The organism is Collinsella aerofaciens (assembly GCF_040910265.1).
GTDB classification, from domain to species: Bacteria; Actinomycetota; Coriobacteriia; order Coriobacteriales; family Coriobacteriaceae; genus Collinsella; species Collinsella aerofaciens_BK.
This window is the reverse complement of sequence record NZ_JBDGAW010000018.1, coordinates 1-26,169: the sequence shown is the minus strand read 5'-3', so window position 1 is coordinate 26,169 and position 26,169 is coordinate 1. Positions and strand designations below refer to the sequence as shown.

The 26,169-nt window shown below is 60.5% G+C and carries 25 protein-coding genes and 1 pseudogene; 25 read left to right on the top strand and 1 reads right to left on the bottom strand.

The window, feature by feature from the left end; genetic code table 11:
- Window positions 1-114 precede the first annotated feature (114 nt).
- From AB5Z14_RS07715 to AB5Z14_RS07610, 22 genes are all read left to right on the top strand, one after another.
- On the top strand, window positions 115-1,041 hold the full coding sequence (locus AB5Z14_RS07715; RefSeq protein ID WP_368130965.1) for a transporter substrate-binding domain-containing protein: 927 nt from the start codon (window positions 115-117) through the stop codon (window positions 1,039-1,041).
- Between the two features lie 9 nt (window positions 1,042-1,050).
- Window positions 1,051-2,199 carry an amino acid ABC transporter permease gene (locus AB5Z14_RS07710; RefSeq protein WP_368130964.1) on the top strand — a complete coding sequence of 383 codons (1,149 nt, stop codon included), beginning with the start codon at window positions 1,051-1,053 and terminating at the stop codon, window positions 2,197-2,199.
- Between the two features lie 22 nt (window positions 2,200-2,221).
- A complete protein-coding gene (locus AB5Z14_RS07705) occupies window positions 2,222-3,007 on the top strand; it encodes an amino acid ABC transporter ATP-binding protein (RefSeq protein WP_368130963.1) in 786 nt (261 codons plus the stop codon).
- 72 nt (window positions 3,008-3,079) lie between these two features.
- A complete protein-coding gene (locus AB5Z14_RS07700; protein WP_368130962.1) occupies window positions 3,080-4,495 on the top strand; it encodes a M20/M25/M40 family metallo-hydrolase in 1,416 nt (471 codons plus the stop codon).
- 249 nt (window positions 4,496-4,744) lie between these two features.
- Window positions 4,745-5,812, top strand: coding sequence for a peptide chain release factor 1 (gene prfA / locus AB5Z14_RS07695; protein ID WP_118388533.1), 1,068 nt, complete (start codon window positions 4,745-4,747; stop codon window positions 5,810-5,812).
- Between the two features lie 589 nt (window positions 5,813-6,401).
- A complete protein-coding gene (locus tag AB5Z14_RS07690) occupies window positions 6,402-7,652 on the top strand; it encodes a N5-glutamine methyltransferase family protein (protein WP_368130961.1) in 1,251 nt (416 codons plus the stop codon).
- Between the two features lie 68 nt (window positions 7,653-7,720).
- Window positions 7,721-7,906 carry a type II toxin-antitoxin system HicA family toxin gene (locus tag AB5Z14_RS07685; protein WP_117779405.1) on the top strand — a complete coding sequence of 62 codons (186 nt, stop codon included), beginning with the start codon at window positions 7,721-7,723 and terminating at the stop codon, window positions 7,904-7,906.
- Window positions 7,873-8,364 (top strand): type II toxin-antitoxin system HicB family antitoxin, encoded by a 492-nt coding sequence (locus tag AB5Z14_RS07680; RefSeq protein WP_368130960.1) that lies wholly within the window; start codon window positions 7,873-7,875, stop codon window positions 8,362-8,364. The genes AB5Z14_RS07685 and AB5Z14_RS07680 overlap by 34 nt, the downstream gene beginning before the upstream one ends.
- Window positions 8,365-8,498: 134 nt before the next feature.
- Window positions 8,499-9,242 carry an L-threonylcarbamoyladenylate synthase gene (locus AB5Z14_RS07675; RefSeq protein ID WP_368130959.1) on the top strand — a complete coding sequence of 248 codons (744 nt, stop codon included), beginning with the start codon at window positions 8,499-8,501 and terminating at the stop codon, window positions 9,240-9,242.
- Window positions 9,243-9,255: 13 nt separating this feature from the next.
- Window positions 9,256-10,797: a glycerol kinase GlpK gene (glpK, locus tag AB5Z14_RS07670; RefSeq protein ID WP_368130958.1), complete on the top strand. Its 1,542-nt coding sequence runs from the start codon at window positions 9,256-9,258 to the stop codon at window positions 10,795-10,797.
- Window positions 10,798-10,920: 123 nt separating this feature from the next.
- Window positions 10,921-11,568, top strand: a complete 648-nt coding sequence (gene upp / locus AB5Z14_RS07665) for a uracil phosphoribosyltransferase (protein ID WP_368130957.1) — start codon at window positions 10,921-10,923, stop codon at window positions 11,566-11,568.
- 280 nt (window positions 11,569-11,848) lie between these two features.
- A complete protein-coding gene (locus AB5Z14_RS07660; protein ID WP_022094264.1) occupies window positions 11,849-12,160 on the top strand; it encodes a hypothetical protein in 312 nt (103 codons plus the stop codon).
- Between the two features lie 3 nt (window positions 12,161-12,163).
- Entirely contained in the window at window positions 12,164-12,967 is an 804-nt protein-coding gene (atpB, locus tag AB5Z14_RS07655; RefSeq protein ID WP_022094263.1) for a F0F1 ATP synthase subunit A, read from the top strand.
- Window positions 12,968-13,091: 124 nt separating this feature from the next.
- Entirely contained in the window at window positions 13,092-13,286 is a 195-nt protein-coding gene (locus tag AB5Z14_RS07650; protein WP_022094262.1) for an ATP synthase subunit C-like protein, read from the top strand.
- Between the two features lie 15 nt (window positions 13,287-13,301).
- Window positions 13,302-13,904: a F0F1 ATP synthase subunit B gene (gene atpF, locus AB5Z14_RS07645; RefSeq protein WP_022094261.1), complete on the top strand. Its 603-nt coding sequence runs from the start codon at window positions 13,302-13,304 to the stop codon at window positions 13,902-13,904.
- Window positions 13,894-14,370: a F0F1 ATP synthase subunit delta gene (locus tag AB5Z14_RS07640; RefSeq protein ID WP_368130956.1), complete on the top strand. Its 477-nt coding sequence runs from the start codon at window positions 13,894-13,896 to the stop codon at window positions 14,368-14,370. The genes atpF and AB5Z14_RS07640 overlap by 11 nt, the downstream gene beginning before the upstream one ends.
- On the top strand, window positions 14,370-15,968 hold the full coding sequence (atpA, locus tag AB5Z14_RS07635; RefSeq protein WP_368130955.1) for a F0F1 ATP synthase subunit alpha: 1,599 nt from the start codon (window positions 14,370-14,372) through the stop codon (window positions 15,966-15,968). Before AB5Z14_RS07640 ends, atpA begins: the two co-directional genes overlap by 1 nt.
- A gap of 5 nt (window positions 15,969-15,973) precedes the next feature.
- On the top strand, window positions 15,974-16,882 hold the full coding sequence (atpG, locus tag AB5Z14_RS07630; RefSeq protein WP_368130954.1) for an ATP synthase F1 subunit gamma: 909 nt from the start codon (window positions 15,974-15,976) through the stop codon (window positions 16,880-16,882).
- A complete protein-coding gene (gene atpD, locus AB5Z14_RS07625; protein WP_006235717.1) occupies window positions 16,882-18,336 on the top strand; it encodes a F0F1 ATP synthase subunit beta in 1,455 nt (484 codons plus the stop codon). The genes atpG and atpD overlap by 1 nt, the downstream gene beginning before the upstream one ends.
- 3 nt (window positions 18,337-18,339) lie before the next feature.
- The gene (atpC, locus tag AB5Z14_RS07620) at window positions 18,340-18,732 is read left to right on the top strand and encodes an ATP synthase F1 subunit epsilon (RefSeq protein WP_006235718.1); all 393 of its coding nucleotides are present in this window, start codon (window positions 18,340-18,342) and stop codon (window positions 18,730-18,732) included.
- Window positions 18,733-18,820: 88 nt separating this feature from the next.
- A complete protein-coding gene (gene murA, locus AB5Z14_RS07615) occupies window positions 18,821-20,104 on the top strand; it encodes a UDP-N-acetylglucosamine 1-carboxyvinyltransferase (protein ID WP_368130953.1) in 1,284 nt (427 codons plus the stop codon).
- Between the two features lie 12 nt (window positions 20,105-20,116).
- Window positions 20,117-21,352, top strand: a complete 1,236-nt coding sequence (locus AB5Z14_RS07610; protein ID WP_195363612.1) for an LCP family protein — start codon at window positions 20,117-20,119, stop codon at window positions 21,350-21,352.
- 253 nt (window positions 21,353-21,605) lie between these two features.
- On the opposite strand, the gene pepT is transcribed toward AB5Z14_RS07610, so the two are convergent.
- A complete protein-coding gene (pepT, locus tag AB5Z14_RS07605) occupies window positions 21,606-22,853 on the bottom strand; it encodes a peptidase T (protein WP_368130952.1) in 1,248 nt (415 codons plus the stop codon).
- Window positions 22,854-22,973: 120 nt separating this feature from the next.
- On the opposite strand from pepT, the pseudogene AB5Z14_RS07600 reads away from it, so the two are divergent.
- The 3 genes and pseudogenes from AB5Z14_RS07600 (at window position 22,974) to AB5Z14_RS07590 (ending at window position 25,859) form a co-directional block, all read left to right on the top strand.
- Window positions 22,974-23,395 (top strand): annotated as a pseudogene (locus tag AB5Z14_RS07600) (metal-dependent transcriptional regulator).
- A gap of 10 nt (window positions 23,396-23,405) precedes the next feature.
- Complete coding sequence (locus AB5Z14_RS07595; RefSeq protein ID WP_055252635.1) at window positions 23,406-24,299, top strand: homocysteine S-methyltransferase family protein; 894 nt, start codon at window positions 23,406-23,408, stop codon at window positions 24,297-24,299.
- A 159-nt stretch (window positions 24,300-24,458) separates the two neighbouring features.
- A complete protein-coding gene (locus AB5Z14_RS07590) occupies window positions 24,459-25,859 on the top strand; it encodes a phosphoglucomutase/phosphomannomutase family protein (protein ID WP_368130951.1) in 1,401 nt (466 codons plus the stop codon).
- Window positions 25,860-26,169 lie beyond the last annotated feature (310 nt).

Here is a 26,169-nt window from a genome sequence, read left to right as displayed (position 1 = left end):
CGTTCCCAATGACTACCGCGTGTCTATTAATTTTTCGAGCTTGTGCTGCGCTACTGGTCGCTGGCGTATATCCTGTTAAGTCGTCAGCATACAATTCAACAGGGAAGGCAGATTATGCATTCTCCCCATCAACGCGACGCGCATACCCAGCCGGTGTGCAGCCGTCGTATCTTCTTAGGCAGTGCGCTTGCTGCGAGCGCTACCGTTGTCGCCGGCGCGCTCGCCGGCTGCCAGCGCCCGTCCACGCTCAAGGTGGTCCAGCCCACGACGGGCGGCGGTCGCGACGACCTGTCCGATTCCGTTATCGGCAAGGACAAGATCCGCATCGGCATGGAGGCGGCCTACGCCCCGTACAACTGGCAGGTTTCTGAGGCCAGCGAGTTCACGATCCCCATCGACAACGTGCAGGGCGCCTATGCCGATGGCTACGACGTGCAGATCGCCAAGATCGTCTGCAAGGCCCTCGGCGGCGAGCCCGTTGCCGTCAAGCAGAGCTTCTCGGGCCTTATCGATTCGCTCAACAACGGCCAGATCGACCTCATCATCGCCGGCATGAGCGCCACGCCCGAGCGCGAGGAGTCCGTCGGCTTTTCCGACCCGTACTTCATTGGTTACTTTGGCCTGTTCGTAAAAGAGGGCTCGCCCTACCAAAACGCCACCAAGCTCAGCGACTTTAGCGGTGCCACGGTGCTCGGTCAAAAGGACACCATGCTCGACACTGTCATTGACGAGATCCCGGGCGTTGTGCACAAAAACCCGGTCGATTCGGTCCCCACGGTGTTTTCGAATCTGCTGCAGGGCACGTGCGACGCCGTGACCTACAACACTGAGAACGAGAAGGGCTATATGGCGCAAAACCCGGGTATCGTGCCGATTCAATTTGCCGAGGGCGAGGGTTTCAAGCAGGAGGTCACGGCAAACGTCGGCTGCCGCAAGGGCTCGGACAAGCTGCTTAAACTCATCGACAAGACACTCAAGGGCATTAGCCAAGAGGAGCGCGACCAAATGTGGGACGCGTGCCTCGACCGTCAGCCGGCATAGGGAGGCAGCATGAAAACCATCAATCGCCTGGCCTCCTTTATCAAGGCAGACCACCGTTATGTATACCTGGGCACGAGCGTTATCGCGGCGCTCGGCCTGGCGTTTAGCCAGCGCAACCCCACGCCGCTGAGCTTCTTGGCGCCCACGGGCGTGTTCCAAGACTGCCTCTGGGTAATCCTTTGGGCCTGGCTCGTCGTGTCGGCGGCGGCGCTCGTCACCAAGCTCATGCATTGGAGCGACTATCGCGAAAAGTCGCCGTTTGCTTCCGAGCGCTTCCGTCGCGGCGCGCGCTTGGGCAGCTATGTCGTGGTCGCCATCGCGGCGATCTTCTTTATCGACCGTTGCGTCATGTCGTTTATCGATCTGGTGCAGGTGAGCATTGTCTCGGACTCCAACCCCAGCGACTTTTTGTCGAGCCTGGTCTACATGACCTACAAGAGCGGCGACTTCTTCATCCGTGGCATCGAGATCACCATCGCGCTTGCCACCTTCGGCACCGTCATCGCATTCTTCCTGGCGCTGCTCTTTGTGTTTTTGCGCATTCAGACGTTCGACCGCGTGGATAACGACCTGGTGCGTTTCTTTAAGAGCATCGGCCGCGGCTTTGCGACCGTCTACTCCACCATCGTGCGCGGCACGCCCATGATGGTCCAGGGCCTGCTCATCTATTACGCGGGCTTCACCGTTTTGCGCGGCATGGGCTTCGAGACTGCCCAGGCCAACCAGATTTGGAGTACCTTCACCGCCGGCCTCGTCACCATCTCGCTCAACTCCACCGCCTACATGATGGAGGTCCTGCGCGGCGGCATCGAGTCCATCGACCCCGGCCAGGCCGAGGCAGCGCGCTCGCTGGGTCTGTCGCAGTGGCAGGCTATGCGCAAGGTCGTGTTCCCTCAGGGCATTAAAAACGCGATTCCGGCGCTCACCAACGAGCTCATCATCAACATCAAGGATTCGTCGGTGCTCTCGGTCATCGGCGTGTTCGACCTCATGTACGCTACTACCACGGTCGCCGGCGTGTACTACCGCCAGATGGAGGTCTACTGCGTGGCGCTCGTGGTCTACCTGATCCTGACGCTCGTGGCGAGCCGCCTGCTCGAAGCCTTTGGCAAAAAGCTCGGCGCCGAGGCTCCTGCCACGCTGCCCAGCTCTAACTAGGCTTAAGACGAGGAGAATCATCATGGCAGATACCGCCATTACCGGCACTGCGGCAGCCGTGCAAAACCAAGAGCCGCTTATCTGCGTCGAGGGCCTGCGCAAGAGCTTTGGCTCACTCGAGGTACTCAAGGGTATCGACTTGTCCGTCAATCCCGGCGAGGTCGTCACCATTATCGGCGCCTCGGGCTCGGGCAAGTCGACCTTCCTGCGCTGCCTCAACCTGCTCGAGACCCCGGACGCGGGCCACATCTGGTTCCACGGCCAGGACCTTACGGCCGAGCGCTGCAATATCAATAAGCTGCGCGAGGACATCGGCATGGTGTTCCAGGGCTTCAACCTGTTCAACAATATGGACGTGCTCGACAACTGCACGCTCGCGCCCGTCACGCTCAAAAAGATGAGCAAGGCCGAGGCCGAGAAGGTCGCGATGGAGCATCTGGCGAGCGTGGGACTCGAAAAGTTCGCGCACGCCGCCGTGGGTCGCCTGTCCGGTGGTCAAAAGCAGCGTGTGGCCATCGCTCGTGCCCTGTGCATGAATCCGCAGATCATGCTGTTTGACGAGCCGACCTCGGCGCTCGACCCCGAGATCGTGGGCGAGGTGCTCGAGGTCATGCGCAAGCTCGCCGCCGACGGTATGACCATGGTTGTCGTCACGCACGAGATGGCCTTTGCCCGCACCGTGTCCGACCGCGTGGTCTTTATGGACAAGGGCGTGGTGCTCGAGGACGCGGCACCGGCCGAACTCTTCGGCAACCCCAAACACCAGCGCACCCGCGAGTTCCTCTCTCGCTATCTCGAGGACAAGTAACCGACCGCAAACACGTGAACGACAGGGCCGCTCCGGTGGGGCGGCCCTCGTTGTCACAATCGAAAGGATGTCATGGCCGAGGTTTGGCGCTTTTTTGCGCATGAGGACGATTTTGCCGATTTGGATGAGGCTGGTGCGTGCGAGCGCTTGGGCCGCGTCCTGTCGTTTCCGACGATTTCGAGCATGGATGCCGAGGCGGTGGACTGGCAGCCGTTTTCCGATTTGCGTGCCTATATGCAGCAGGCCTGGCCGCGCGTGTTCGCGGCGGGCGAGGTTGAGCTTATCGACCATTCGCTGTTGGTGACGCTTGCCGGCTCCGACCCCGCGCTCAATCCCGTCATGCTCATGGGCCACATGGACGTGGTCCCCGTGGTGCCGGGCACCGAGGAGGACTGGACACACGCTCCCTTTAGCGGGCACGTGGACGACACCTACATTTGGGGTCGCGGCGCCATCGACATGAAAGACCAGGTCGCGGGCATTCTCGAGGCGGTGGAGTATGCACTGGCGCACGGTTGGGAGCATAAGCGCACCCTGCTGCTGGCCTTTGGCCAGGACGAGGAGACCACACAGTACGGCGCGGGTGCCATCGGCCGCGTGCTCGAGGAGCGCGGTATTGAGCTTGAGTACCTGATCGACGAGGGCGACTACCGCATCGTTCCGGCTGCCGAATATGCTGCGGGCGAGGGCTGGCTCATGCACGCAGACCTGGCCGAGAAGGGCTATGCCGACGTTGTGCTCAAGACGAAGAGCGAAGGTGGGCACTCGTCCAATCCCTACGGCGGCACGTCTCTCGAGGTGCTCAGCCGCGCCATCGCGTCGATCTGCGATATCGAGTGGCCGACGCGCGTGACCGACCTGCTTGCCGCACAGCTTGGCGAGCTGGGGCTCTACACGGTCGACGAGATCGCCTCCAACAAGGACGCCATCGTACGCGATTGCCTCGCTAGCAAAAAGCTCTATCCGCTCGTAACGACCACCTGCGCGCCGACCCAGATCGAGGGCGGCAGCACCGGAGCCAACGTAATGCCGCAGGACATGTGGGCCAACATCAACTTCCGCATGCTCGAGGGCACGAGCGTGGCCGACGTCGTGGCGCGCTGTCGCGAGGCTGTTGCCGCGGCGGGGCTCGCCGGCCGTGTCGAAGTGGAGCTCGGCCCCGGTAGCTCCGAACCCTCGCCGTCCCCGCGCGTGGGCGGTCCGGGGTTCGAGGCCGTCCGCGCCATCGCCGCCCGCTATTTCCGTGATCCCAAGCCGACGGAGGAAAACGGATCATCCGAGCCGTTGGCAATCGTGCCCTCGACCGTGATCGGCGCCACCGACGCTGCTAACTACCAGCGCATTTGCCCTGAGTGCATTCGTTTCTCGGCTTTTGTGGTGGACGATGACGAGTGCGACCGCGGTGTCCACGGCACCAACGAGCGCATCACCCGCCGAGCCTACCTCCAGGGCATCCGCTTCCTCGTCGCCCTACTCCAGACGTTATAGCCAAAAAGCAAGCCTTTGGTGCAATGGGGTCAGGCTAGTTTGCACCAATCATTCCGTGCGGGTTATATGCAGGTTTGCCTGCGCACGCTATCATGTATGGGTTAGACCGCAACTATGTACCCCATACGCGAAGGGATGCGCATGTATCTGAAGATCGACATGTTCTAGCCGGGCTTACCCCCGCAGTGGCGCCGCGCGCCCCATCAACTCTGCCGATTTTCACCTTCACGCATATAAAGGAGTTCCGCCATGCGCGACAAGCTCGAAAAGATCATCAAGGCCTACGAGGAGCTCGAGAAGAAGCTCTCCGACCCGGCCGTCGCCTCCGACATCAAGGAGTTCACGCGCCTCAACAAGGAGTACGCGCACCAGTCCGACCTCATCGCCGCCTCGCGCGAGTACATCGGCGCGCTCGATGACATCGAGGCCGCCAAGGAGATGCTCCGCGACACCACCGATGCGGACGAGAAGGAGATGCTCCAGATGGACATCTCCGAGAACGAGGAGAAGCTTCCCCAGCTCGAGGAAGACATCAAGTACATGCTCATCCCGAGCGATCCCAACGACGACAAGAACACCATCGTCGAGATCCGCTCCGCCGCCGGTGGCGACGAGGCGGCCATCTTTGCCGGCGACCTCTACAAGATGTACCAGCGCTTCTGCGAGTCGCGCGGCTGGAAGACCACCGTGCTCGATTCCAGCCCCAGCGAGGCCGGCGGCTTTAAGTCCATCGAGTTCAAGGTCGAGGGCGATCGCGTCTACTCCGTCATGAAGTACGAGTCGGGCGTGCACCGCGTCCAGCGCGTTCCCAAGACCGAGTCCCAGGGCCGCATCCAGACCTCTACGGCCACCGTCGCCGTGCTTCCCGAGGCCGAGGAGATCGACGTCCAGATCAACCAGTCCGACCTGCGCATCGACACCTACTGCGCCTCCGGTCCTGGCGGTCAGTGCGTTAACACCACCTACTCCGCCGTGCGCATCACCCATCTGCCCACCAACACCGTGGTGCAGTCGCAGGAGCAGCGTTCCCAGATCCAGAACCGCGAGGTCTGCATGCAGATGCTGCGCGCCCGTCTGTATGAGATGGAGCTCGAGAAACAGCAGGCCGAGCTTGGTGCCGAGCGCCAGAGCCAGATCGGCCACGGTAACCGCTCTGAGAAGATCCGCACCTACAACCAGCCTCAGGACCGCGTGACCGACCACCGCATCGGTTTCAACTCCACCTATAACGGCGTCCTTCTGGGCGACCAGCTCGGCACCGTCATCGAGGCGCTCGCCGCCGCCGAGCGAGCCGAGAAGCTAGCACAGGCAGTCTAAGTTCCGCCGTTCTACCGAACGGCGGACCAGCCGACGCTGCGTGCCGTCCAGAGCGACAATTTGTCATTCAAAAGGCAAGGCATGACCAGAAGGTCTATGCCTTGCCTTTTTCATGCCAACTTGTTCGCTCTGGACGTCGCTCGCTGACATTGCCAAAACATTGGCGTTTCCTTGGTTGTCAAATGATCCGTAGGGAGTCATTGGTGACATTGCCTTGATATTTTATTCAGTCGGCTGTGATGTCATTTGAGCTGCTTACCTGCTTAAGGTAATTGACGGCATATATCTGCTATCGAAAATATTGCTCGAAAAATTGTCCAAGAAGTCGCGGGGCGATTTTTGATGGGTCGCGCGTCAAGTGATTTGGCAAGTTCTTGGTTAGATATTGGTCAGTTTTGGGGCAACCTTGCCAAAAGCTTGACGAATGCAAATCTAGACGTCGGCGAATGAACACTTTGAGCGAGCCCGGTGCAAAATTCTGGGCTGATTCTCGATAATCGCCTTCAATCGTCCCTTGCCAAGCGCTGGCCTCGCTTACAATCTGCTCCGACATTAGCGCGCCGCCCGGCGCTTAAGAGGGGAGGGCCCCATGGCAAACGAGATCTGGACCATCAAGCGTTGTCTCGAGTGGACCAAGGAGTACCTAGCCGAGCGCGGCGAGGAGCACCCCCGTCTTTCTGCCGAGTGGCTGCTGTGCGCAGCTACGGGTCTGGCGCGCATCGACTTATATATGCGCATGGACGAGACGCTCGATGCGGCCCAGCTCGAGACCATGCACGCGGCCGTCGTTCGTCGCGCCAAAGGCGAGCCGCTGCAGTACATCACCGGCAGCACGCAGTTTCGCATGATCGACGTCGCGTGCGCCCCCGGCGTGCTCATCCCGCGCCCCGAGACCGAGATGCTCGTCGAAGAAGTCCTCAATTATCTGGATACCGAGGTGCTGAGCCCCGAGGCTGCTGCCCGTCAGCGTGTTGAGCTGCCTTGGAACGATGAGGTCGAGGAGGCACGCAAGGCCGAGGCCGCGCTGGCAGACGAACGGGCGACTGCCGAGCGCCGTGCCGCTAATCTGACGGCTGCCGATGAGGCGGCGCTAGGCGGCGACGTACTGGGCAGCCGTGCCTATGCCGAGGAACTGGCCGATCGCGAGGCCGAGGAAGCCGCCGCGCAGGCAGCAGAAGCCGAAGCCGCGGAAGCCGCCGAGTCCGAGCTCGACGAATACGGCGTCGCCATCGAGGGTGCCGACCAGGAGACGGCTTTAGCTCAGGATACCGCTGCGCCTGCCCCAGCCGAGCCCTGCACTGCCCGCGTTCTCGAGGTCGGCTGCGGCACGGGCTGCATTTCGCTCTCCCTTGCCTGGGAGCGCCGCGGCCACGTTACCTGCACCGCCACCGATATCGAGTCGCGCGCCATCGATCTGGCCACCAAAAACCGCGACACCCTCGGCCTCACGGCAGATGAGGTTGCCTTTAGCCTCACCAACCTGGTGAGCTCCATTCCCCGCGAAGAGTGGGGCACCTTTGATGTGCTCGTCTCCAACCCACCTTACATCCCGACCGACGTCATGCGCTCGCTGCCGCACGAGGTCAAGGACTTTGAGCCCGACCTGGCGCTCGAGGGCGGCGCCGACGGCCTCGATATCTTCCGCCGCCTGCTCAACGCGGCGCCTTACATGCTGCGCACCGGCGGCCTGTTTGCCTGCGAGCTCTACGAGGGTACCCTCGATGCCGCGGCCGAGCTCTGTCGCCAGGCAGGCCTTTCGGACGTGCGTATCGTCCATGACCTTACCGATCGCCCCCGCATCGTCCGAGCCATCGTCACCGAGCCCAAGCAGCGCCAGTAATATTTATTAACTGGTTAACAAAAATTATAAATTAGTTTATAATTAGGACGGCTGAAAGAGGTCGGTCCATGCAACCTCTTACCTTTCGGGAAATCATTGCCCTACTCAAGCACGATGGATTCGTGAAGGTCGCGCAAGTCGGTAGTCATGCTAAGTATGTTTCTAGCGATCGTGTTGTCACCGTGAACGGCTCTGGTGGTGATCGACCAAAGAAGGGCACGTGGGCAAGTATTCGTCGCCAAGCTGGACGGTAGTTGGAGGCAAAATGAGGCAGCGATTTACCTATGACTGCGTTCTCATAAAAGAAAACGACGGTTACTGCGCCAGCTTCCCGCAGATTCCCGGCGCCTTTGCCGATGGCGATACGCGCGAAGACGCGATTGCCCATGCCACCGAGGCACTGATGGCGTTTTTGGCCGACGACCTCAACAACGGTTTGACTCCGGCGGGGTACGAACGCTCGGCCGAGGTCGTGGCCCTTTCAGTCGAAATCGACCACGAGGACGCTCGGGAAGCGGCGTGCCGAACATTTAAAGACGCAGCGCTGGACCTCAAAGTCTCCGCTCCGCGGATTACCGCGCTGGTCAAAGCCGGAAAGCTCGATGTTGAACTCGTCGACGGCCGTCGGATGATAACGATAGACAGCATCGAGCGCTACGCCGCCCAAGAACGCCACGCCGGCAGGCCAAAGAAGTTCGTCGCAGTCCAATAACCCCCTCACTTTCACCGACTACTAGAGCCGCTCACCAAACCAACATGCGCTCTGGGCAAATAGGTTGAACGTTTCGTGCGAGAATGCCCCACAGTAAACAAACTTGCACCAGAGCGTAAGGGGCTGGCATACACATGCAGACGGTCTATCGGGTATACGAGGGAACGCGCGAGCCGCATCGGCTTGCCGTCGAGCGCACGGCCGAGGTGCTCGGCCGCGGCGGCCTGGCTTTGATCCCGACCGAGACCGTCTACGGTGTCGCCGTGGCAGTCAACGCCTTCTCGGACGCCGTGCCCCAAGATACAAGCGAATTCCCATCGTGGCCGCGCGATCCGCAGGCTGCCGTCAATGGCGCCGCAGTTCCTGCGCTCGGCACCGGCTATCGCCGTATCTTCACTCTCAAGCAACGTGAACTCACGCAAACCGTCGCTTGGCTGGTCGATGGCGTCGAAGCACTCGACCGCTATGGCGTGGATATCCCTAACGAGGCCCGCGTACTCGCGCGACGATGCTGGCCGGGAGCCCTGACTATCGTGATTAAGGCAGCCCCCTGCGTGCCGACCTTTATGCGCGCCGCCGATGACACGGTGGCTCTTCGCGCGTCGGCCTCGCCTGTGGTGCAGGCGCTCATCCGCGCCTGCGGCAGTCCCCTTGCCTGCACGAGCGCCAACACGCACGGCGCGCCCTCGCCGGCAAGCTTTGCCGCCGTCGAGGGTCGCATCCTGGAGGGGGTTGATGTTGCCGTCGACGCCGGTGAGACCCCGTGTCGCGACGCCTCGACCATCGTGTCGTTTCAGCACGGCGGGCTCCAGATCCTGCGCCAAGGCGCACTTCCCGCATCAGAGATCGAACGGGTCCTGTCCGACCCGATGCAATAGAAAGGTGTAAGCGATGTCGTTGAATCTGGGCAGCCTGGGCATGGAAGATGCCTCGTTTAACTTTGGCGGTTCCTACATCATGGCGCTCGACTGCGGCACCACCTCGGTACTTGCGACCATCGTCGACGAGTACGGCTGCATCGTCGCGCAGGCACGTCGTAGCGTCAAAACCAGCTTCCCGCGTCCCGGTTGGGTAGAGCAAGACCCCATGGCGGTCCTTGCCAGCCAGATCGCCGTCATGATGGAAGTCCAGTTTAAGAGCGGTATCCACTCCGACCGCATTGCCGCCATCGGCATCTCCAACCAGCGCGAGACCACGGTGGTCTGGGACCGCGTGAGCGGTCAGCCGATCTATAACGCCATCGTATGGCAGTGCCGCCGTACCGCGCCGGCAATCGACGCGTTGGTTGAACAGGGTTACGAGGAGCTGGTGCGCTCCCGCACGGGACTCACGCTCGACCCGTATTTCTCGGCCTCCAAGGTGCAGTGGATTCTCGACAACGTTGACGGCGCACGCGAGAGCGCGGCGGCGGGCGACCTCATGTTTGGCACCATCGACACCTGGCTCATCTACAACCTCACCGGCGGCCAGGTCTTTGCCACCGACTACACCAATGCCAGCCGCACGGCACTCTTTAATATCCATACGCTCGATTGGGACGACGACCTGCTGGCACTTTTTGACGTTCCACGTTCCATGATGCCCGAGGTTCGCTGGAGCTCGGGCGACTACGGCCGCGTCGCGAGCGACATCATGACCAACATGCCACCCATCATGGGCGTGGCGGGTGACCAGCAGGCGTCGCTGTTCGGCCACTGCTGTTTCCGTCCCGGCCAGACCAAAAACACCTATGGCACGGGCTGCTTTATGCTCATGAACACCGGCGACGAGATTGTCGAATCCAAGAATGGTCTGGTCTCCACCATCGGTATCGCCGCGGACGGCAAGATCAGCTATGCACTCGAGGGCTCCATCTTTGCTGCCGGCTCCACCATGAACTGGCTTCGCAACAACATGGGCATCATCTCGAGCGTGAGCGAGTCGGCACAACTCGCCGCTTCGATTAGCGACAACGAGGGCTGCTACTTCGTTCCCGCCTTTGCGGGTTTGGGCGCTCCCTGGTGGGACCCGCATGCCCGCGGTATCGTGTGCGGTCTGACCGGCGCCTCGAGCCGTGCGACCATCGTACGTGCCGCCTGCGAATCCATGGCATATCAGAGCTACGACGTGCTGCGCGCCATGGAGCAGGACGTGGGGCTTTCGATTGAGCGCCTGTCTGTCGATGGCGGTGCCTCGCGCAACGAATTCATCATGCAATTCCAGGCCGACCTGCTGGATATCCCCGTGCTGCAATGCGAGACGGTGGAGACCACGGCAATCGGTGCCGCGTACTTGGCGGGTCTTGCCGTCGGCTATTGGGAAGACCTGGAAGAGCTGGAGCAAAATGCCCAGATCGTTAGGACCTTCCTTCCCCACATGTCCGCCGAGCGCCGCGAGCAAAACCTTGCGGGCTGGCGTGATGCAGTCAGGCGCTCGCTCAGCACCTCACAGTAGGGCTGCGATGGGCTGCTCGATACAACAAACCGCTAAACTAATGCATGGCGTGCGGCGGCAACATTGCTGCGCGCCTTGTCAGCAAGGCCGTTTTGCGGCCGCAACGAAAGGGGCAATCAACCCATGACCGTCACCTACGATGCGTCCCGCGTGACGCTTGTCGATCACCCGCTCGTCCAGCATAAGCTGTCGATCCTGCGCGACAAAAACACCGGCACCAACCAGTTCCGCCAGCTCGTGCGCGAGCTCGCGCTTTTTGACGGCTACGAGGCCATGCGCGACCTGCCTATGGAAGACGTCGAGGTCGAGACCCCCATCACTACCGCCACGTTCAAACGGCTCGCCGGCAAGAAACTCGCCATCGTGCCCATCCTGCGTGCGGGCCTTGGCATGGTCGACGGCATTCTCGACTTGGTGCCCTCCGCTCGCGTGGGCCACATCGGCATGGAGCGCGACGAGGTCACCCACGAGCCGCACGAGTACTACTGCAAGATGCCCAAGGATATCGACCAGCGCATCTGCCTGGTTGTCGACCCCATGCTCGCCACGGGCGGCTCGGCCGAGATGGCCATCAGCTACCTGCGTGAGCGCGGTGTCAAAGATATCCGCATGCTGTGCATCGTCGCTGCGCCCGAGGGCCTCAAGTCGCTGACCGAGAAGGACCCCGACGTGCATATCTATACGTGCGCCATTGACGACCATCTCAACGAGGCCGCTTACATCGTTCCCGGCCTGGGCGATGCCGGCGACCGCATCTTCGGCACGCTCTAGTCGCTGAGCCCTGTCGGCCACGGCCGCAATTACGAAGAAATGGTGCGCGCGGGCAAGCAGAAGACGCCTGCGCGCGCTTCTGTTAATGGACGTTTTGCTCTGCAGAGTTCGAAAAAACGTATTACCGTAACTGCGGCATAAAGAAGGTCTTAAGAAAACGTACAGGTGCGTATTAACCGTTTGTTTTTCGGTTGTACTTTGGCGATTGGCTCGTACAATAGTCACCAATGTTTGGCGGGAACTGTTCTGTGAAGCGTTAAAAAGGAAAGTGAGGACGCCAGTGTTTCAGATAGCCGATCTGCTCGCTATCGTTGCAGGCGCCATCGCGGGCGCAATTGCCTTCCTTCCCTTTGTCTTTACGCTCAAGCCGGTTCTTGACGATAAACAGAATGCGGACATGCTCAAGGGTATGGTGAGTCTGGCGGTCTCGGCAATCGCCCTGCTCGTCTTTACCTTGGTTGTGTTTGTGTTGTTCGGAGAGGCATTTCGCATGTTCCTCCTGGGCGAGGCGATCGGCTTCGTGGCCTTTATGGCCGCCTGCACGGTTCGCGTCGCCAAGGCGCTGCGAGATCCTCATGAGGTCGAAAGGTAAGTCGTGGAAATTTTTGAAAAGCTGCCTGATGAGATTAATCATCTGGTCAGCGAGTTCAGCTCCACCCCTGTCGTGGGCGATCTGAGCTGCGGCATCACGCAGTACTCGTTTTGGCTGATCGTCTCCACGATCGTGCTCCTGATCGTCCTGGCCGTGTTCAAGAAGAAGCAGACCCTGGTTCCCAAGGGCTTCTTCGTCAACGGTTTCGAGTACATCATCGAGTACGTCGAGAACGATATCGGCAAGGGCGTCGTGGGTGAGAACTGGAAGAAGCACTTCCCGTTCCTGTGCTCGCTTTTCCTGTTCATTCTGATCAACAACATGATCGGCCTGATCCCGGGAATGAAGCCCGGCACCGGCGCAATCGGCTCCACCGCCGCGCTCGCCATCTTCGCCTTCGTGTACTTCATCTACTACGGATGCAAGGCTCACGGCGTGATCGGCTACATCAAGAGCCTCGCCCCGCAGGGCGTGAGCTTCCCGATGAACGTGCTCGTGTGGGTCGTCGAGCTCTTCTCGACCTTCCTGCGCCTCATCACGCTCGCCGTCCGTCTGTTCTGCAACATGTTTGCAGGACACGTGGTCATGGGCTCGTTCGCCATCATGGCGAGCATGTTCATGCAGCCGCTGCTTCAGCAGGTTTCCGCGGCCCACGCCGTCGGCGCCCTGCCTTCGCTGGCCTGGCTTGCCATCCTCATCCTGATCTATGCGATCGAGCTTGTGGTCGGCGCCATCCAGGCTTACGTCTTCACGGTCCTTACCGCCGTGTATGTCTCCGAGGCAGAGGAGGTCGCGGAGGAGGAGTAGTCTTCCGTTCGCGCCGTAAAGGTAAGGCAATTCGTTAAACCGCCGGTGCCCGTACCCATGGAGCCCGGCAGTTATAAAAAGGTTATCCTGCGTGAAATAAGACACGCACGACAAAGGAGGAATCGTGGGAGTTATCGGTTACGGTCTCGGTGTTATCGGCGCTGGTCTTGCTATCGGCCTGTCTGCTCTGGGTGCTACGGGTGCTATGGCCCGTCAGCCTGAGGTCCAGGGCCGCGTGTTCACCGTCTTCATCATGGGCTCCGCCTTCGGCGAGGCTCTGGCTCTGATCGGCTTCGTTGTCGCGCTGATCGTTAAATAGCACGGAGCGTCAAGTATGAATCTTTCATCCCAGAAGAGCGCGATCGCACTCTCCGCGTCCGCGGCCGCGCTGCTCATGCCGGTTTCCGCGTTCGCCGAGGACGGCGCCGCCGGTGCGGACATCCTCATCCCTAAGATGGCGGAGTTCATCCCGGCGCTTATCGCCTTCCTGATTATCTGGATCGTGCTGGCCAAGGTCGCCCTGCCGGGCATCATGAAAACCATGGAGGAGCGCGGCAAGAAGATCGAGGAGAGCCTCGACGAGGCCGAGAAGACCAAGCAGGAGGCTATCGCCAAGCGCGCTGAGTCCGACTCGATCGTCACCGACGCCCGTCGTCAGGCTGCCGACATCGTTCTCGAGGCCCGTAAGGACGCCGAGTCCGAGCGCGCCCGTATCATCGAGGCTGCTCACAAGGAGGCCGAGGAGATCATCGCCAAGGCCCATACGACCGTCGAGGACGAGCGCAAGTCCATCTACGCCGGTGCCGCGAACTCCATCGCCGACCTGTCCGTTGCCGTCGCCACCAAGATCGTGGGCGAGGCACTCGAGAACGAGGCCGAGCAGAAGAAGCTCATCGAGCGCTACATCCAGGAAGCAGGTAGCCTGAATGCCGACTAGCCGCTATCAGGACAAAGTGCTTGAGACCTACGCGCGCTCCCTTCTGGAAGCCGCCAAGGCCGAGAACCATGTGTTCGAGGACCTCGAGATGATCGAGCGCTTGGCTTCTGCCAACCCCGAGATCATCGCCGTGCTCGACACCATGTCCAAGCGCGACCAGCTCGACCTTCTTCCCAAGGTGGCAGCTGCCTTTAAGTATGTTGCCGAGGAAGACGAGGATGTAGTGGGCGTGACCGTCACCACGGCGATCCCGCTCGACGACGAGCTGCGTCAAACCATCACTAAGAAATGCGAGCAGGACTTCAGCCGCAAAGTATTCCTTATCGAGCAGGTCGACCCGTCTATCGTGGGCGGCCTGGTGCTCGAGGCCCGCGGCGAGCGTCGTGACATTACCGTCAAGACGCAGCTGCGCATCGCGCAGGAGACCCTCGCAAACTCTGCTAATTCGTACGGAGGTGAAGCCTAATGTCCGAAACCCTCAATGCCCAGGATATCGCCAAGAAACTGCAGGAGCAGCTCACGAGCCTCTCCGCGACGGTCGATACGCATGAGGTTTCAACGGTCGACGAGGTAGGCGACGGCATCGCGCGCGTCTCCGGCCTCAAGAGCGCCATGGCAGGCGAGCTTCTGGAGTTCAAGAGCTCCGATACCGGTGAGACCGTCTTCGGCCTTGCCCAGAACCTTGACCGTGACGAGATCGGCGCCGTTCTGTTTGGTGCCGTCGACTCCATCAAGGAAGGCGACGAGTGCCGCACCACTGGCCGCATTATGGATATCCCTGTGAGCCGCGCCATGCTCGGCCGCGTCGTCAATCCGCTCGGCCAGCCCATCGACGGCCTGGGCGACATCGTCGCCACGCACCGTCGTCCCATTGAGTTCAAGGCCCCCGGCGTCATCGACCGTACCCCGGTGTGCGAGCCGGTTCAGACCGGCCTGTTGGCCATCGACTCCATGGTGCCTATTGGTCGCGGTCAGCGAGAGCTCATCATCGGCGACCGTAAGACCGGTAAGACCGCCATTGCCATCGACGCTATCCTCAACCAGCGCGGCAAGGGCATGGTCTGCATCTATGTCGCCATCGGCCAGAAGGCCTCCACGGTTGCCAACATCCGCGAGACCCTCGCTCAGCACGGTGCGCTCGACTACACCATCATCGTTTCGGCCACCGCTGCCGATTCCGCCCCTATGCAGTACATCGCGCCTATGGCCGGTGCCGCTATCGGCGAGTTCTTCATGTACAACGGCGAGGACGGCAAGCCCGCCAGCGAGACCAACCCCGGCGGTCACGTGCTCGTCATCTACGATGACCTGTCCAAGCAGGCTGTGGCCTACCGTCAGATGTCGCTGACGCTGCATCGTCCGCCCGGACGCGAGGCCTATCCTGGTGACATCTTCTACCTGCACTCTCGTCTGCTCGAGCGTGCTGTCAAGATGTCCAAGAAGAACGGTTACGGCTCCATGACAGCTCTGCCGATCATCGAGACCCAGGACGGCGACGTCTCGGCCTACATTCCGACCAACGTCATTTCCATTACCGATGGTCAGATCTACCTGCAGTCCGAGCTCTTCTTCCAGGGCCAGCGCCCGGCAGTCGACGTGGGCATTTCCGTGTCCCGCGTCGGTGGCGATGCGCAGACCAAGGCCATGAAGCAGGTCGCCGGCAACCTCCGTCTGGACCTCGCTTCCTATCAGGAGCTCGCTGGCTTTACGCAGTTTGGCTCCGACCTTGACGAGGCTACTCAGAAGCAGCTGACCCATGGTGCCCGCATGACCGAGCTCCTTAAGCAGCCGCGCTACAAGCCGTTTGAGGTTGGCGAGCAGATCGTTACGCTGTTCGCTGGCAACGAGGGCTTCCTGGATGACCTGGAGATTGCCGACGTGCTGCCTTTCCGTGCCGAGCTCATCGAGTACATGGACAATGGCTTTGGCTCGCTGCTCGACAAGGTTCGCGCCAAGAAGATCGATGATGACACCAAGGCTGAGCTCTTGCGCGTCATCGGCGACTTCAAGCAGCAGTTCATGGCCAAGCACCATTCGGATGTTTCTGGATCAGAGGAGAACTAAGCCCCATGGCCAACCTTCGCGACATTAAGAAGCGAATCTCCTCGGTTACCACGACCAAGCAGATCACGCGCACGATGGAGATGGTCTCTACGGCCAAGATCCGTCGTGCTCTCGATCGCTCCAAGCAGGCCGAGCCCTATAAGGAGGCGCTGACCGACGTCATGTTGACGGTCGCCGGCGACGCCTCCTGTTCGGGCACCGATCCCATGCTGCAGAAGCATGAGAGCGTCAAGCATGGCCTGATTGTCGTTATTGCCTCGGACCGCGGCCTTGCCGGCGGTTTCAATACGACGGTGGAGCGCACGGCCGAAAAGCTCGCCGCTTCTTGGGCGAACGACGGCATCGAGTGCGAGATCATCACGTGTGGGCGCAAACCGGCCACGTATTTCCGTGACCGCGAAAACGTCGTCATGCACTTTGAGGGCAACTCCTCTGAGCCCGATTTCAATCAGGCCCGCATGATCTCCTCTCATATCTGCGATGCGTATCGTGCCGGTGAGCTTGACCGTGTCGAGCTTGTCTACCACCACGCCAAGAACCGCGTGGATCAGGAGCTTCGCGTCGAGCATCTGTTGCCGCTCGACCCCGAGATGATCGCTATGGCCCACGGTCCGCGTAAGAACGAGACCGACGCCCCTAAGCGCATCTCGTCCACGTTCGAGTTCGTGCCCTCTCCCGAGCATGTTCTCGGCAAGCTTGTGCCGTCTTATATCCTGACGGTCATCTACCAGGCCCTGATTGATTCGGCGGCTGCCGAGCAGGGTGCACGCCGCAAGGCCATGCACTCCGCGACGGAAAACGCCACCGCGATCATCTCGACCCTTACCCGCACGTATAGTCGCGTGCGCCAGGCTTCGATCACGACCGAGATCAACGAGATCGTCGGCGGAGCCTCAGCATTGGAGGAACAGTAATGGCTAATAACACCGTAAAGCTTGCGGTCGAGGAAGCCACCAAGAAGACGACTGCCGGTGATGGTCGCATCGTGCGAATCATCGGCCCTGTCGTCGACGTCAAGTTTGACGGCGCGGTGCCCCCGATCTACAACGCGCTCACGGTCGAGGCCGAGACCCCGATCGGTCATCTGAGCACGATCCTCGAGGTCGAGAGCCAGCTTCCGGGCGGCGTCGTCCGCACGGTCGCCATGTCCTCGACCGACGGCCTGCAGCGCGGCCTCATCGCCACCGATACCGGTGAGCCCATGAAGATGCCCGTTGGCCCCAAGACGCTCGGCCGAATTTGGAACGTTATGGGCAAGCCCGTCGACGGCAAGCCCATGCCCGAGGTGGAGGAGTTCTACCCCATCCACCATGCAGCGCCCCGTTTCGACGAGCTCACCACCAAGACCGAGATCTTCGAGACCGGCATCAAGGCCGTCGACCTGCTCGAGCCCTACATCCGTGGCGGCAAGACGGGCCTGTTCGGCGGCGCCGGCGTCGGCAAGACCGTTCTGATTCAGGAGCTCATCAACAACCTCGCCCAGGAGCACGGCGGCACCTCGGTGTTCACCGGCGTCGGCGAGCGTACCCGCGAGGGCACCGACCTGTTCCTCGAGATGAGCGAGTCTGGCGTTATCGACAAGACCTGCTTGGTCTATGGTCAGATGAACGAGCCGCCCGGAGCGCGTCTGCGCATCGGTCTGGCCGGCCTTACCACCGCTGAGTACTTCCGCGATCGCGGCCAGGACGTTCTGCTGTTCATCGACAACATCTTCCGCTTCTCCCAGGCGGGTTCCGAGGTTTCCGCACTGCTGGGCCGCATGCCGTCCGCCGTTGGTTACCAGCCCACGCTGGCAACCGAGATGGGCGACCTCCAGGAGCGCATTACCTCGACCAAGACGGGCTCCATTACCTCCGTCCAGGCTGTCTACGTCCCCGCAGACGACCTGACGGACCCGGCGCCTGCAACGACGTTTACGCACCTCGACGCCACTACGGTTCTTTCGCGTAGCATTTCGTCGCTCGGTCTGTTCCCGGCTATCGACCCGCTCGCGTCTTCCTCCGACGCTCTCGATCCCTCGATCGTTGGCGAGGAGCACTACCGTGTCGCCGTCAAGGTCCAGGAGCTCCTGCAGGAGTACTCCGACCTTCAGGACATCATCGCCATCCTGGGTATGGACGAGCTGTCCGAGGAGCAGCGCCTTACGGTCAACCGTGCCCGTAAGATCCAGCAGTTCCTCTCGCAGTCCTTCCACGTCGCCGAGAAGTTCACCGGCAACCCCGGTGTCTACGTCCGCGTCGAGGATACCGTCCGCTCCTTCGCCGAGATTGTCGACGGCAAGGCCGATGACCTGCCCGAGCAGGCTTTCCGCTATGCTTCCACGATTGAGGACGTGCGCGAGCGCGCCCGCAAGATGGGGGAGAAGTAGGTTATGCGTATCCGCATCGTGTGCCCCGTGAGCTGCGCCTATGAGGGCGACGCTGCGTTTGTGTCGATTCCGTCCACGGATGGCGAGTTTGGCGTTCTGCCTGCTCACTCCAGCGAGATCTGCACGATCGACCGCGGTTACGTTCGCGTTTCCGATAAGGCCATGGGCACTGTCGACCACACGTTTGCCGTGGCCGGCGGCTATGCCCAGGTTGCGGACGATGTCGTGACCGTTCTCGCCGAGCGCGCTTGCGATTTGGCGACCGTCGATGCCGACAAGCTTAAAGCTGATATTCAAGGTTTTGAAGAGAAGCTGGGTAATTTGTCGGAGGATGATGCACGCCGCGCCTACCTCTATAATGAAATCGCATGGTGTAAGCTCAAGCTTGCCCAATAGTCAAACGATTTAGCGTTCGACCATTTGCGAACACATCATGCCCGGGATGGCCCAGCCATCCCGGGCATGCTTTTTGAAAGGGTAGACCTTGGATATTATCCGCGTTGAGGGTGGCCACGCCATCGGAGGCTCTGTGCCCGTTTCGGGCGCCAAGAACTCCGCGCTCAAACTCATGGCGGCAACGCTTCTGGCGCCGGGCAAGACGACGCTGCAGAACGTGCCCGATATTTCCGATGTCCACGTGATGGGCAAGCTGCTCAAGGGTATGGGCGCCACAATCGATGTCCTTGACGAGCACACGCTCGAGATTGATACCTCTCAGGTCGATTCTTGGGAGGCCCCCTACGAGCTCGTTGCCAAGATGCGTGCTTCCACCGCCGTGATGGGACCCCTGCTGGGTCGCTTCCATCGCGCCAAGATCGCCATGCCGGGCGGCTGCAACCTGGGTGCTCGCAAGATCGATATGCACATTCTTGGTCTTGAGGCCCTGGGCGTTGAGTTCGATACCGCCCACGGCTACATCAACGCTAATGCGCCCCAAGGTCTGCGCGGTACCACCGTCACGCTCGAGTTCGCCAGCGTCGGTGCGACCGAGAACCTCATCATGGCATCCGTGCGCGCGCAGGGCACCACGGTTATCGACAATGCCGCCCGCGAGCCCGAGATCGTCGATCTCGCCAACATGCTCAACGAGATGGGCGCCAAGATTGTCGGCGCGGGTACGCCCGTCGTGACCATCGAGGGCGTGGAAGAGCTGCATCCCGTTACCCATCGCGTGGTGGGCGACCGCATCGAGGCCGGTACCTTTATCGTTGCCGGTGCGTTGATGGCCGACGATCGCGGTGTCGATGTCACGGGCTTTTGCCCCATTCACTTGGGCATGGTGCTCAAGAAGATGGAGCTCATGGGTATCGACTGCGAGCGCGTCGAGGATGGCGTCCATGTAAACCGTGCCGAGCGTATCAAGCCGGTCGACATCCAGACGCTTCCGTTCCCCGGCTTCCCGACGGACATGCAGGCGCAGATTATGGTGCTCTCCGCCCTTGCCGACGGCAGTTCCGTTATTACCGAGAACATCTTCGAGAATCGCTTTATGTTTGCCTCTGAGCTGGTGCGCATGGGTGCCGACATTCGTATCGAGAGCCATCATGCCATGATTCATGGCGTCAAGGGCTTCTCGGGTGCACAGGTTACCTCGCCCGATCTGCGTGGCGGAGCGGCCCTCGTCGTAGCGGGCTTGATCGCCGACGGGACGACCGAGGTTTCGGCCATCCATCACATCAAGCGCGGCTACGAGCAGTTTGTCGAAAAGCTGCAGGCGCTCGGCGCGCATGTCGAGCATGCTTCCGTCCCCGATCCCGTCATCTACTAATACAGGTTGCCTATGTTTAATAAAAAGCCCCTCGCGGATACCACCGCCCGAAGACCCTCAACTGGTGCGCAGGCCAAGATCTACAGTCGCGATAACGTGGCTCGCTATTCCGAGCGCGCTCGTCAACGTCGTCGTAGCCACACGATTCGTCACGTCGCGCTCATTGTCGTGCTTGGTGTGCTGCTGAGTGCCACTACCGCTGCCGGCCTGTGGTTTGCTACCATTATGGGCAAGCTCGGCGATTCTAATGTCATTACCGATAATCTGCGTCGGGTTCTGGTTGACACCGATGAGGCAAAGGATCCGTTCTACGTGCTGCTTCTTGGCACCGACGGCCGTCCGGGCGAGGATACGTATCGTGCCGACTCGATTATCCTGGCACGCATCGACCCCACGCAAAAGCAGGCGACGCTCATTTCCGTTCCGCGCGACACCAAGGTCGAGTACAAGGGCGAGACCATGAAGATCAACGCCTGCCATACCGTTGGCGGCGCCGAGGCCATGGTCGAGGCGGTCAACGAGCTGTGCGGTGTTCAGATTTCCCACTATGCCGAGGTCAGCTTCGACGGTATGCAGGCGCTGATTGATTCGGTTGGCGGTATCGACATTAACGCAACCGATGATGTTGACGACCCCGAGCACCTGGATATTAAGATTACCGCTGGCCAGCAGCATATGGACGGTGCCACCGCCCTTACCTATGCCCGCTGCCGCTACACCTATGCCGACGGCGATTACACGCGCATGCGCCACCAGCGTCAGGTGCTTGGCGCCCTTGCCAACCAGATTCTCAATAACTTCGATGCCACGAAGATTTTTGGCCTGGTTAATTCGCTGTCCGATATGCTCGTAACCGATATGAGCGTTCAGGATATCGTGGCTACGGTCAACGCCATGCGCGGTATGGATGTCGACGGTATCTACTCGGCCAACCTGCCCTCGTACGCCGACGACAGCACCATGATCGACGGTGTGAGCTACGTCTTTGTCTACGAGGACGAGCTCAAGGAAATGATGGAGCGCGTCGATGCCGGCAAGGATCCCAAGGGTCCCAACACCATGGGTCTTTCCGACGGTTCCAGTTCTACGATCGGCGACCTGAACAACAACACGTCTGACGACTACGCAAACGGTACCGCAACTTCATCGGTCAGCTCTGACGATTCCGATGACTCAGGCGATTCGAGCGATTCGGACTACTACGAAGAGCCCACCGGCGACGGTAACGGCTACGAGGCCAACTACTAAGTTACGGCGTTTTACCAAACGCCGTAACGGCTCGACGCTGCGCGCCGCCCAAGGCGACAATTTGTCATTCAAAAGGCAGGGCATGACCAGAAGGTCAATGCCCTGCCTTTTTCATGCCAACTTGTTCGCCTTGGACGTCGCTCGCTGACGTTGGCTCAACCTGCGGTGCTGACTACTCCCCTTGCACCAAAAACCGCCCCGTTCTCGGTTTTGAGGACGGGGCGGTTTTGCTTACCTAGATTGTTCGAGTTCCCTATGCAAAGCGGGCGACGAGCTCCTGGAGCACGTCGGTCATCTTGACGAGCGAACTGACCGGGACGAACTCGTTGACGCCGTGGTAGCAATAGCCGCCGGTGGAAAGGTTGGGGCAGGGCAGACCGCGGAACGACAGCTGGGCGCCGTCGGTGCCGCCACGAATTGGCAGCACTTGGGGCTCAACGCCGCAGGCAAGGTAGGCTTCCTTGGCAACATCAATAAGCTCGGGATAGTCACGAACGATCTCGGCCATATTTCGATACTGCTGCTTAATCTCGACCGTCACGCGCTCCTCACCCAGACGCTGGTTGAGCATCGAGGCAGCGGCATCAATAAGGTCGAGTTTCTGCTGGAACTTGGCGGCGTCATGGTCGCGGACGATATAGCGCGCTGTGGCGTGATCGACGGTCGCAGATACACCCTCAAGGTGATAAAAGCCCTCGTAGCCTTCCGTATACTCCGGGCGCTGTACGTAGGGGAGCAACGCGTTGAAGTCGCAGAACAGATTGCCTGCGTTGACCATACGGCCCTTAGCGTCGCCCGGGTGGATGGACTGGCCCTCAAAGCAGACGGTCGCCTCGGCGGCGTTAAAGCATTCCCACTCCAGTTCGCCGATGGGGCCGCCGTCGACCGTGTAGGCGTACTTGCAGCCAAAGGTATCGATATCCAACAGCTCGGCTCCGTGGCCGATCTCCTCGTCAGGGCAGAAGCAAATGCCGAGTGCGGGATGGGGCAGAGAAGGGTCCTGAGCGATACGCGCGACAAGCGACATGATCTCGGCGACGCCCGCCTTGTCGTCCGCGCCCAGCAGCGTGGTGCCATCGCTGCAGACCAGGTCCTCACCCGCGAGGTCATTCAGGGCGGGAAGCTTGGCGGTACCCATGGCAACGGGCTTACCGTCAACCGTGCCGCAGACCAGGTCGCCGCCTTCGTAGTGTACGATGTGCGGCTTCACGCCGGCGCCCGGTGCAACTTCGGTGGTGTCGAGATGGGCGATCAGGCCCAGGGCGGGCTTGTCCTCAGCGCCCGCACTTGCGGGGATATGCGCGCAGACATAGGCGTGCTCGGTCACGTGGGCATCTTCCGCACCAAGCTCGCGCAGCTCTTCAGCCAGCACGTTGGCAAGGTCAAACTGAACGGCGCTCGAGGGTACCTGGTCGCAGTTTGCATCCTCGGACTGCGTGTTGATCTGGACGTAGCGCAAAAAGCGTTCGAGGACATCGGGGCTCGTGGTGGTGTTTTCCATAAAGACCGCTCCAATCTTGGTCGTCGTGTGCAACAAGAACTCTAGCACGGTATGCCACGGCATACCACGACGCTTGGATGGGGTAGAATCAGCCATTGAATGCAGAAGGGACGGAAGATCATGGATACGACAAATAGCTCGCGCGAACTACATCTGACGGTGGCGAACGAAGACTACTTGGAGTGCATGGTTCGCATTGAAAGCGAAGAGGGGGAACCAACGGCGTGCGATCGGTCGACATCGCGCAGCGCCTTGGCGTCTCCAAGGCATCGGTCAATAAAGCGGTTTCGGCGCTCAAGGCATCCGAGCTTGTCGAGCAATCGCACTACGGCAAGGTGATCCTGACCGATCGCGGCCGCGAGGTTGGCACGGCTATCTGGTACCGTCATCGCCTCATCCGCACGTTTTTGGTTCAGGAGCTCGGTGTCGAATTTGAGCGAGCCGATTCCGAGGCCTGCATGATGGAGCATGCGCTATCCGAGGACACGATGAGCCGCTGGCTCGCCTATCTCGAAAAGCAGGGAATCAGCGTCGAGGAATAGCGGGATATATATGGATACGAGTTATTACAACCGCTTTGGTGCCGAGGAACTTACGCGCCGCTTGTCGAGCGAGACCTTGTTGGCGCAGGGCCCCATGGGCAGTGTTCTGTTGAGTGAGTACGATGCCGCCGACATTCCACCGGCGTTTTGGAATCTGGCAGAGCCGCAGACCGTTTCTCGTATCCATCGCTTGTATGTCGCCGCCGGCGCGCAGGTGCTCATTACCAATACCTTTCAGGCATCGAGCTATGCCCTCAAGCACGACCAGATTGCGCCGTCCGTGGCGGAGGTCAATCGCGGGGCCGTCGACGATGCCCGCCAGGCGCACCCTCAGCTGCTGCTGGGCTCGATGGGTCCGATCGGTATTGAGTGGTTTGCCGAGGACTCTGCCGAGTTTCGTGAGATCCGAGGCATTGCGCGCGAACAGGCGCACGCCTTACTCAATGCTGGTGTTGATGGTCTGCTGATCGAGACGGTGACGTCTATCCGTAATTTGCAGCCCATGCTTGCCGGCGCTCGAGATGCCGCTGACGGCATGCCTGTCCTGGTGAGTTTTGTCGTTGATGACAAAGGCGACCTGTTGGGCGATGGCCTCAACATCGAGGCAGCCGTTTTGTACGCCGAAAAACACGGCGCAAACTCGGTTGGTGTTAATTGCTGTTCGCTTGCGGCCGCGAACGCGGCGGTGCCCAGGATGGTTGCATCGGCGACTACTCCCGTCACGGTGCGTCCCAACGTGGGCGATCCGGTCCAGACTCAGGATGGCCCCGTATGGCACGAGAACCCCGAAGCTTTCGCGCGCGCATGCATCGAATGGAGACATGCCGGTGCCGCAATGGTGGGCAGTTGCTGTGGAACCACGGCAATCACTACGGCAGCGATGGCCGAGGCGCTCGATATATAAAGGGCAAAACCGCTCCATACGGGGCGGTTTTTTTTATTGCCTGCATGTCCTCGGCAGCATTTGCCCAAATGGTGAATGCTGGTGCCGGCAGGTTGCCGAGTGTGTATCGCGGGTATACCTCATGCGTACCATGATCCAAACACTGTGAGGTGTCTGCGCGTGTGCGCGATAATTCATTTTGGAACTGACGGTTGGCGCGCTCGCGTCGATGAGGACTTCACTGCCGATAACGTTGCCCGTATCGCCGATGCCGTCGGCGAATTGTGGCAAAAGACCAATCCGGGCAAAACGGTATATATAGGGTTCGACACCCGACCCCTGGCGCGCGAGTTCGCTGAGCTTGCGGCGGGTGTGCTAGCAGCGCACGGGCTAGACGCCGTGCTCGCTTCGCGACCTGTCCCGACCCCTGCCCTTACGTGGGCGGCGGCTTATGACGGTGAGGCGTGCGGCGCGCTCATGGTGACGGGGTCCCATCATCCGCAGGGTTATCTGTGCCTCAAGATTCGCATGGGTGACGGCTCAACCGCCAACCAGGATGTCATCGAAGAGCTCGAAGAGACCATGGCTCCCGAGCCAATGGGGATCGAGGAGCAATATCGCACCGCGGATATCATTCCTGACTATATGCAGGCGGTGGCATCGTTTGTCGATGCCGAAGCCATCCGCGCCGCGCACCTGCGCGTGGTTGTCGATCCCATGGGCGGCGCAGCCCAGGGTTATCTAGCCGACTTGCTGCGCGAGCTTGGCGTTGAGGTGCACGAGATTCACGCCGGGCAGGCGTCTGACCAAGAAGATATCTGCCCCGACCCCGTTGAGCCTTGGGTGGACGCTTGCGAGCGCACGGTTATCGATGACGGAGCTTGCGCTGGTCTGGTGACCGACGGCGACGCCGACCGTATCGGTGCGGTTGACGAGCGCGGCAGATATATACATCCGCATCAGATCATGGCGCTCGTTTTGGGCGACTTGGTTCAATTTCGTAATTTGGAGGGGCGCGTCGTCGTCAATCTTTCATGCTCGACGCTCGTGCGTCGCATTGCCGAGGCGCTTGGCTGCCGCGTGACCGTCAAACCAGTCGGTTTCAAATATATAGCGGCGGAGATGAAGAAGGGCGGCGTCCTCATAGGCGGTGAAGAAGCCGGTGGTATCGGCATCGCCGCGCATATGCCCGAGCGCGATGGAATCCTCGCCTGTCTGATTCTGTGTGAGCTTATGGCTAAGACGGACGCGCCTTTGGGCGTTCTGGTCGACCAACTCGAGGACAGTTTTGGTAAGACGAGTTACGGTCGACGGGATTTGCGCCTTGAGGCCGAAGATGCCGAAACGTTGCGAACCCTGCTGCCGGGCGTAAACCCCAAGTCGATTTGTGGCAAGGTGCCGCAAAACGTTAGTCATATGGATGGCTTGCGTTTGGCATTCGAGGATGACACGTGGCTGCTGGTCCGTCCTAGCGGGACCGAACCAGTGGTGCGCGTCTACGCCGAGGGGTTCTCGGTGGAAGAACGTGATGAGTTGCTCGATGCTGGCTGTGCTTTAGCTAGGGGGACGTATCCGCTTTAACCATGAGACTGCCTTATATAAAGAGATGCTCGGCGAGCGGTAGGTAACGGCTGGCAAACGTTAGTCGGATTCAAAGATGTGTAGGAAATGTGTACGCCCAGATTCCCGCCCCCGGCGCCCCTCCGGTCTGGCAATATATCTCCTTGCCGCGCGGCCCGGTCGAACCGGATGAGCCGCGAGGGCGTGCACCTTGAGAACCGGATACTGCGAGGATGGACACACCAGATGTGTCGCATCCGGGCAGACATCGAACCATTTGAAATGGTCTAACTTGGATTTGTTTTTCGCAAGGCCGCCGAGAGGCGGCCCC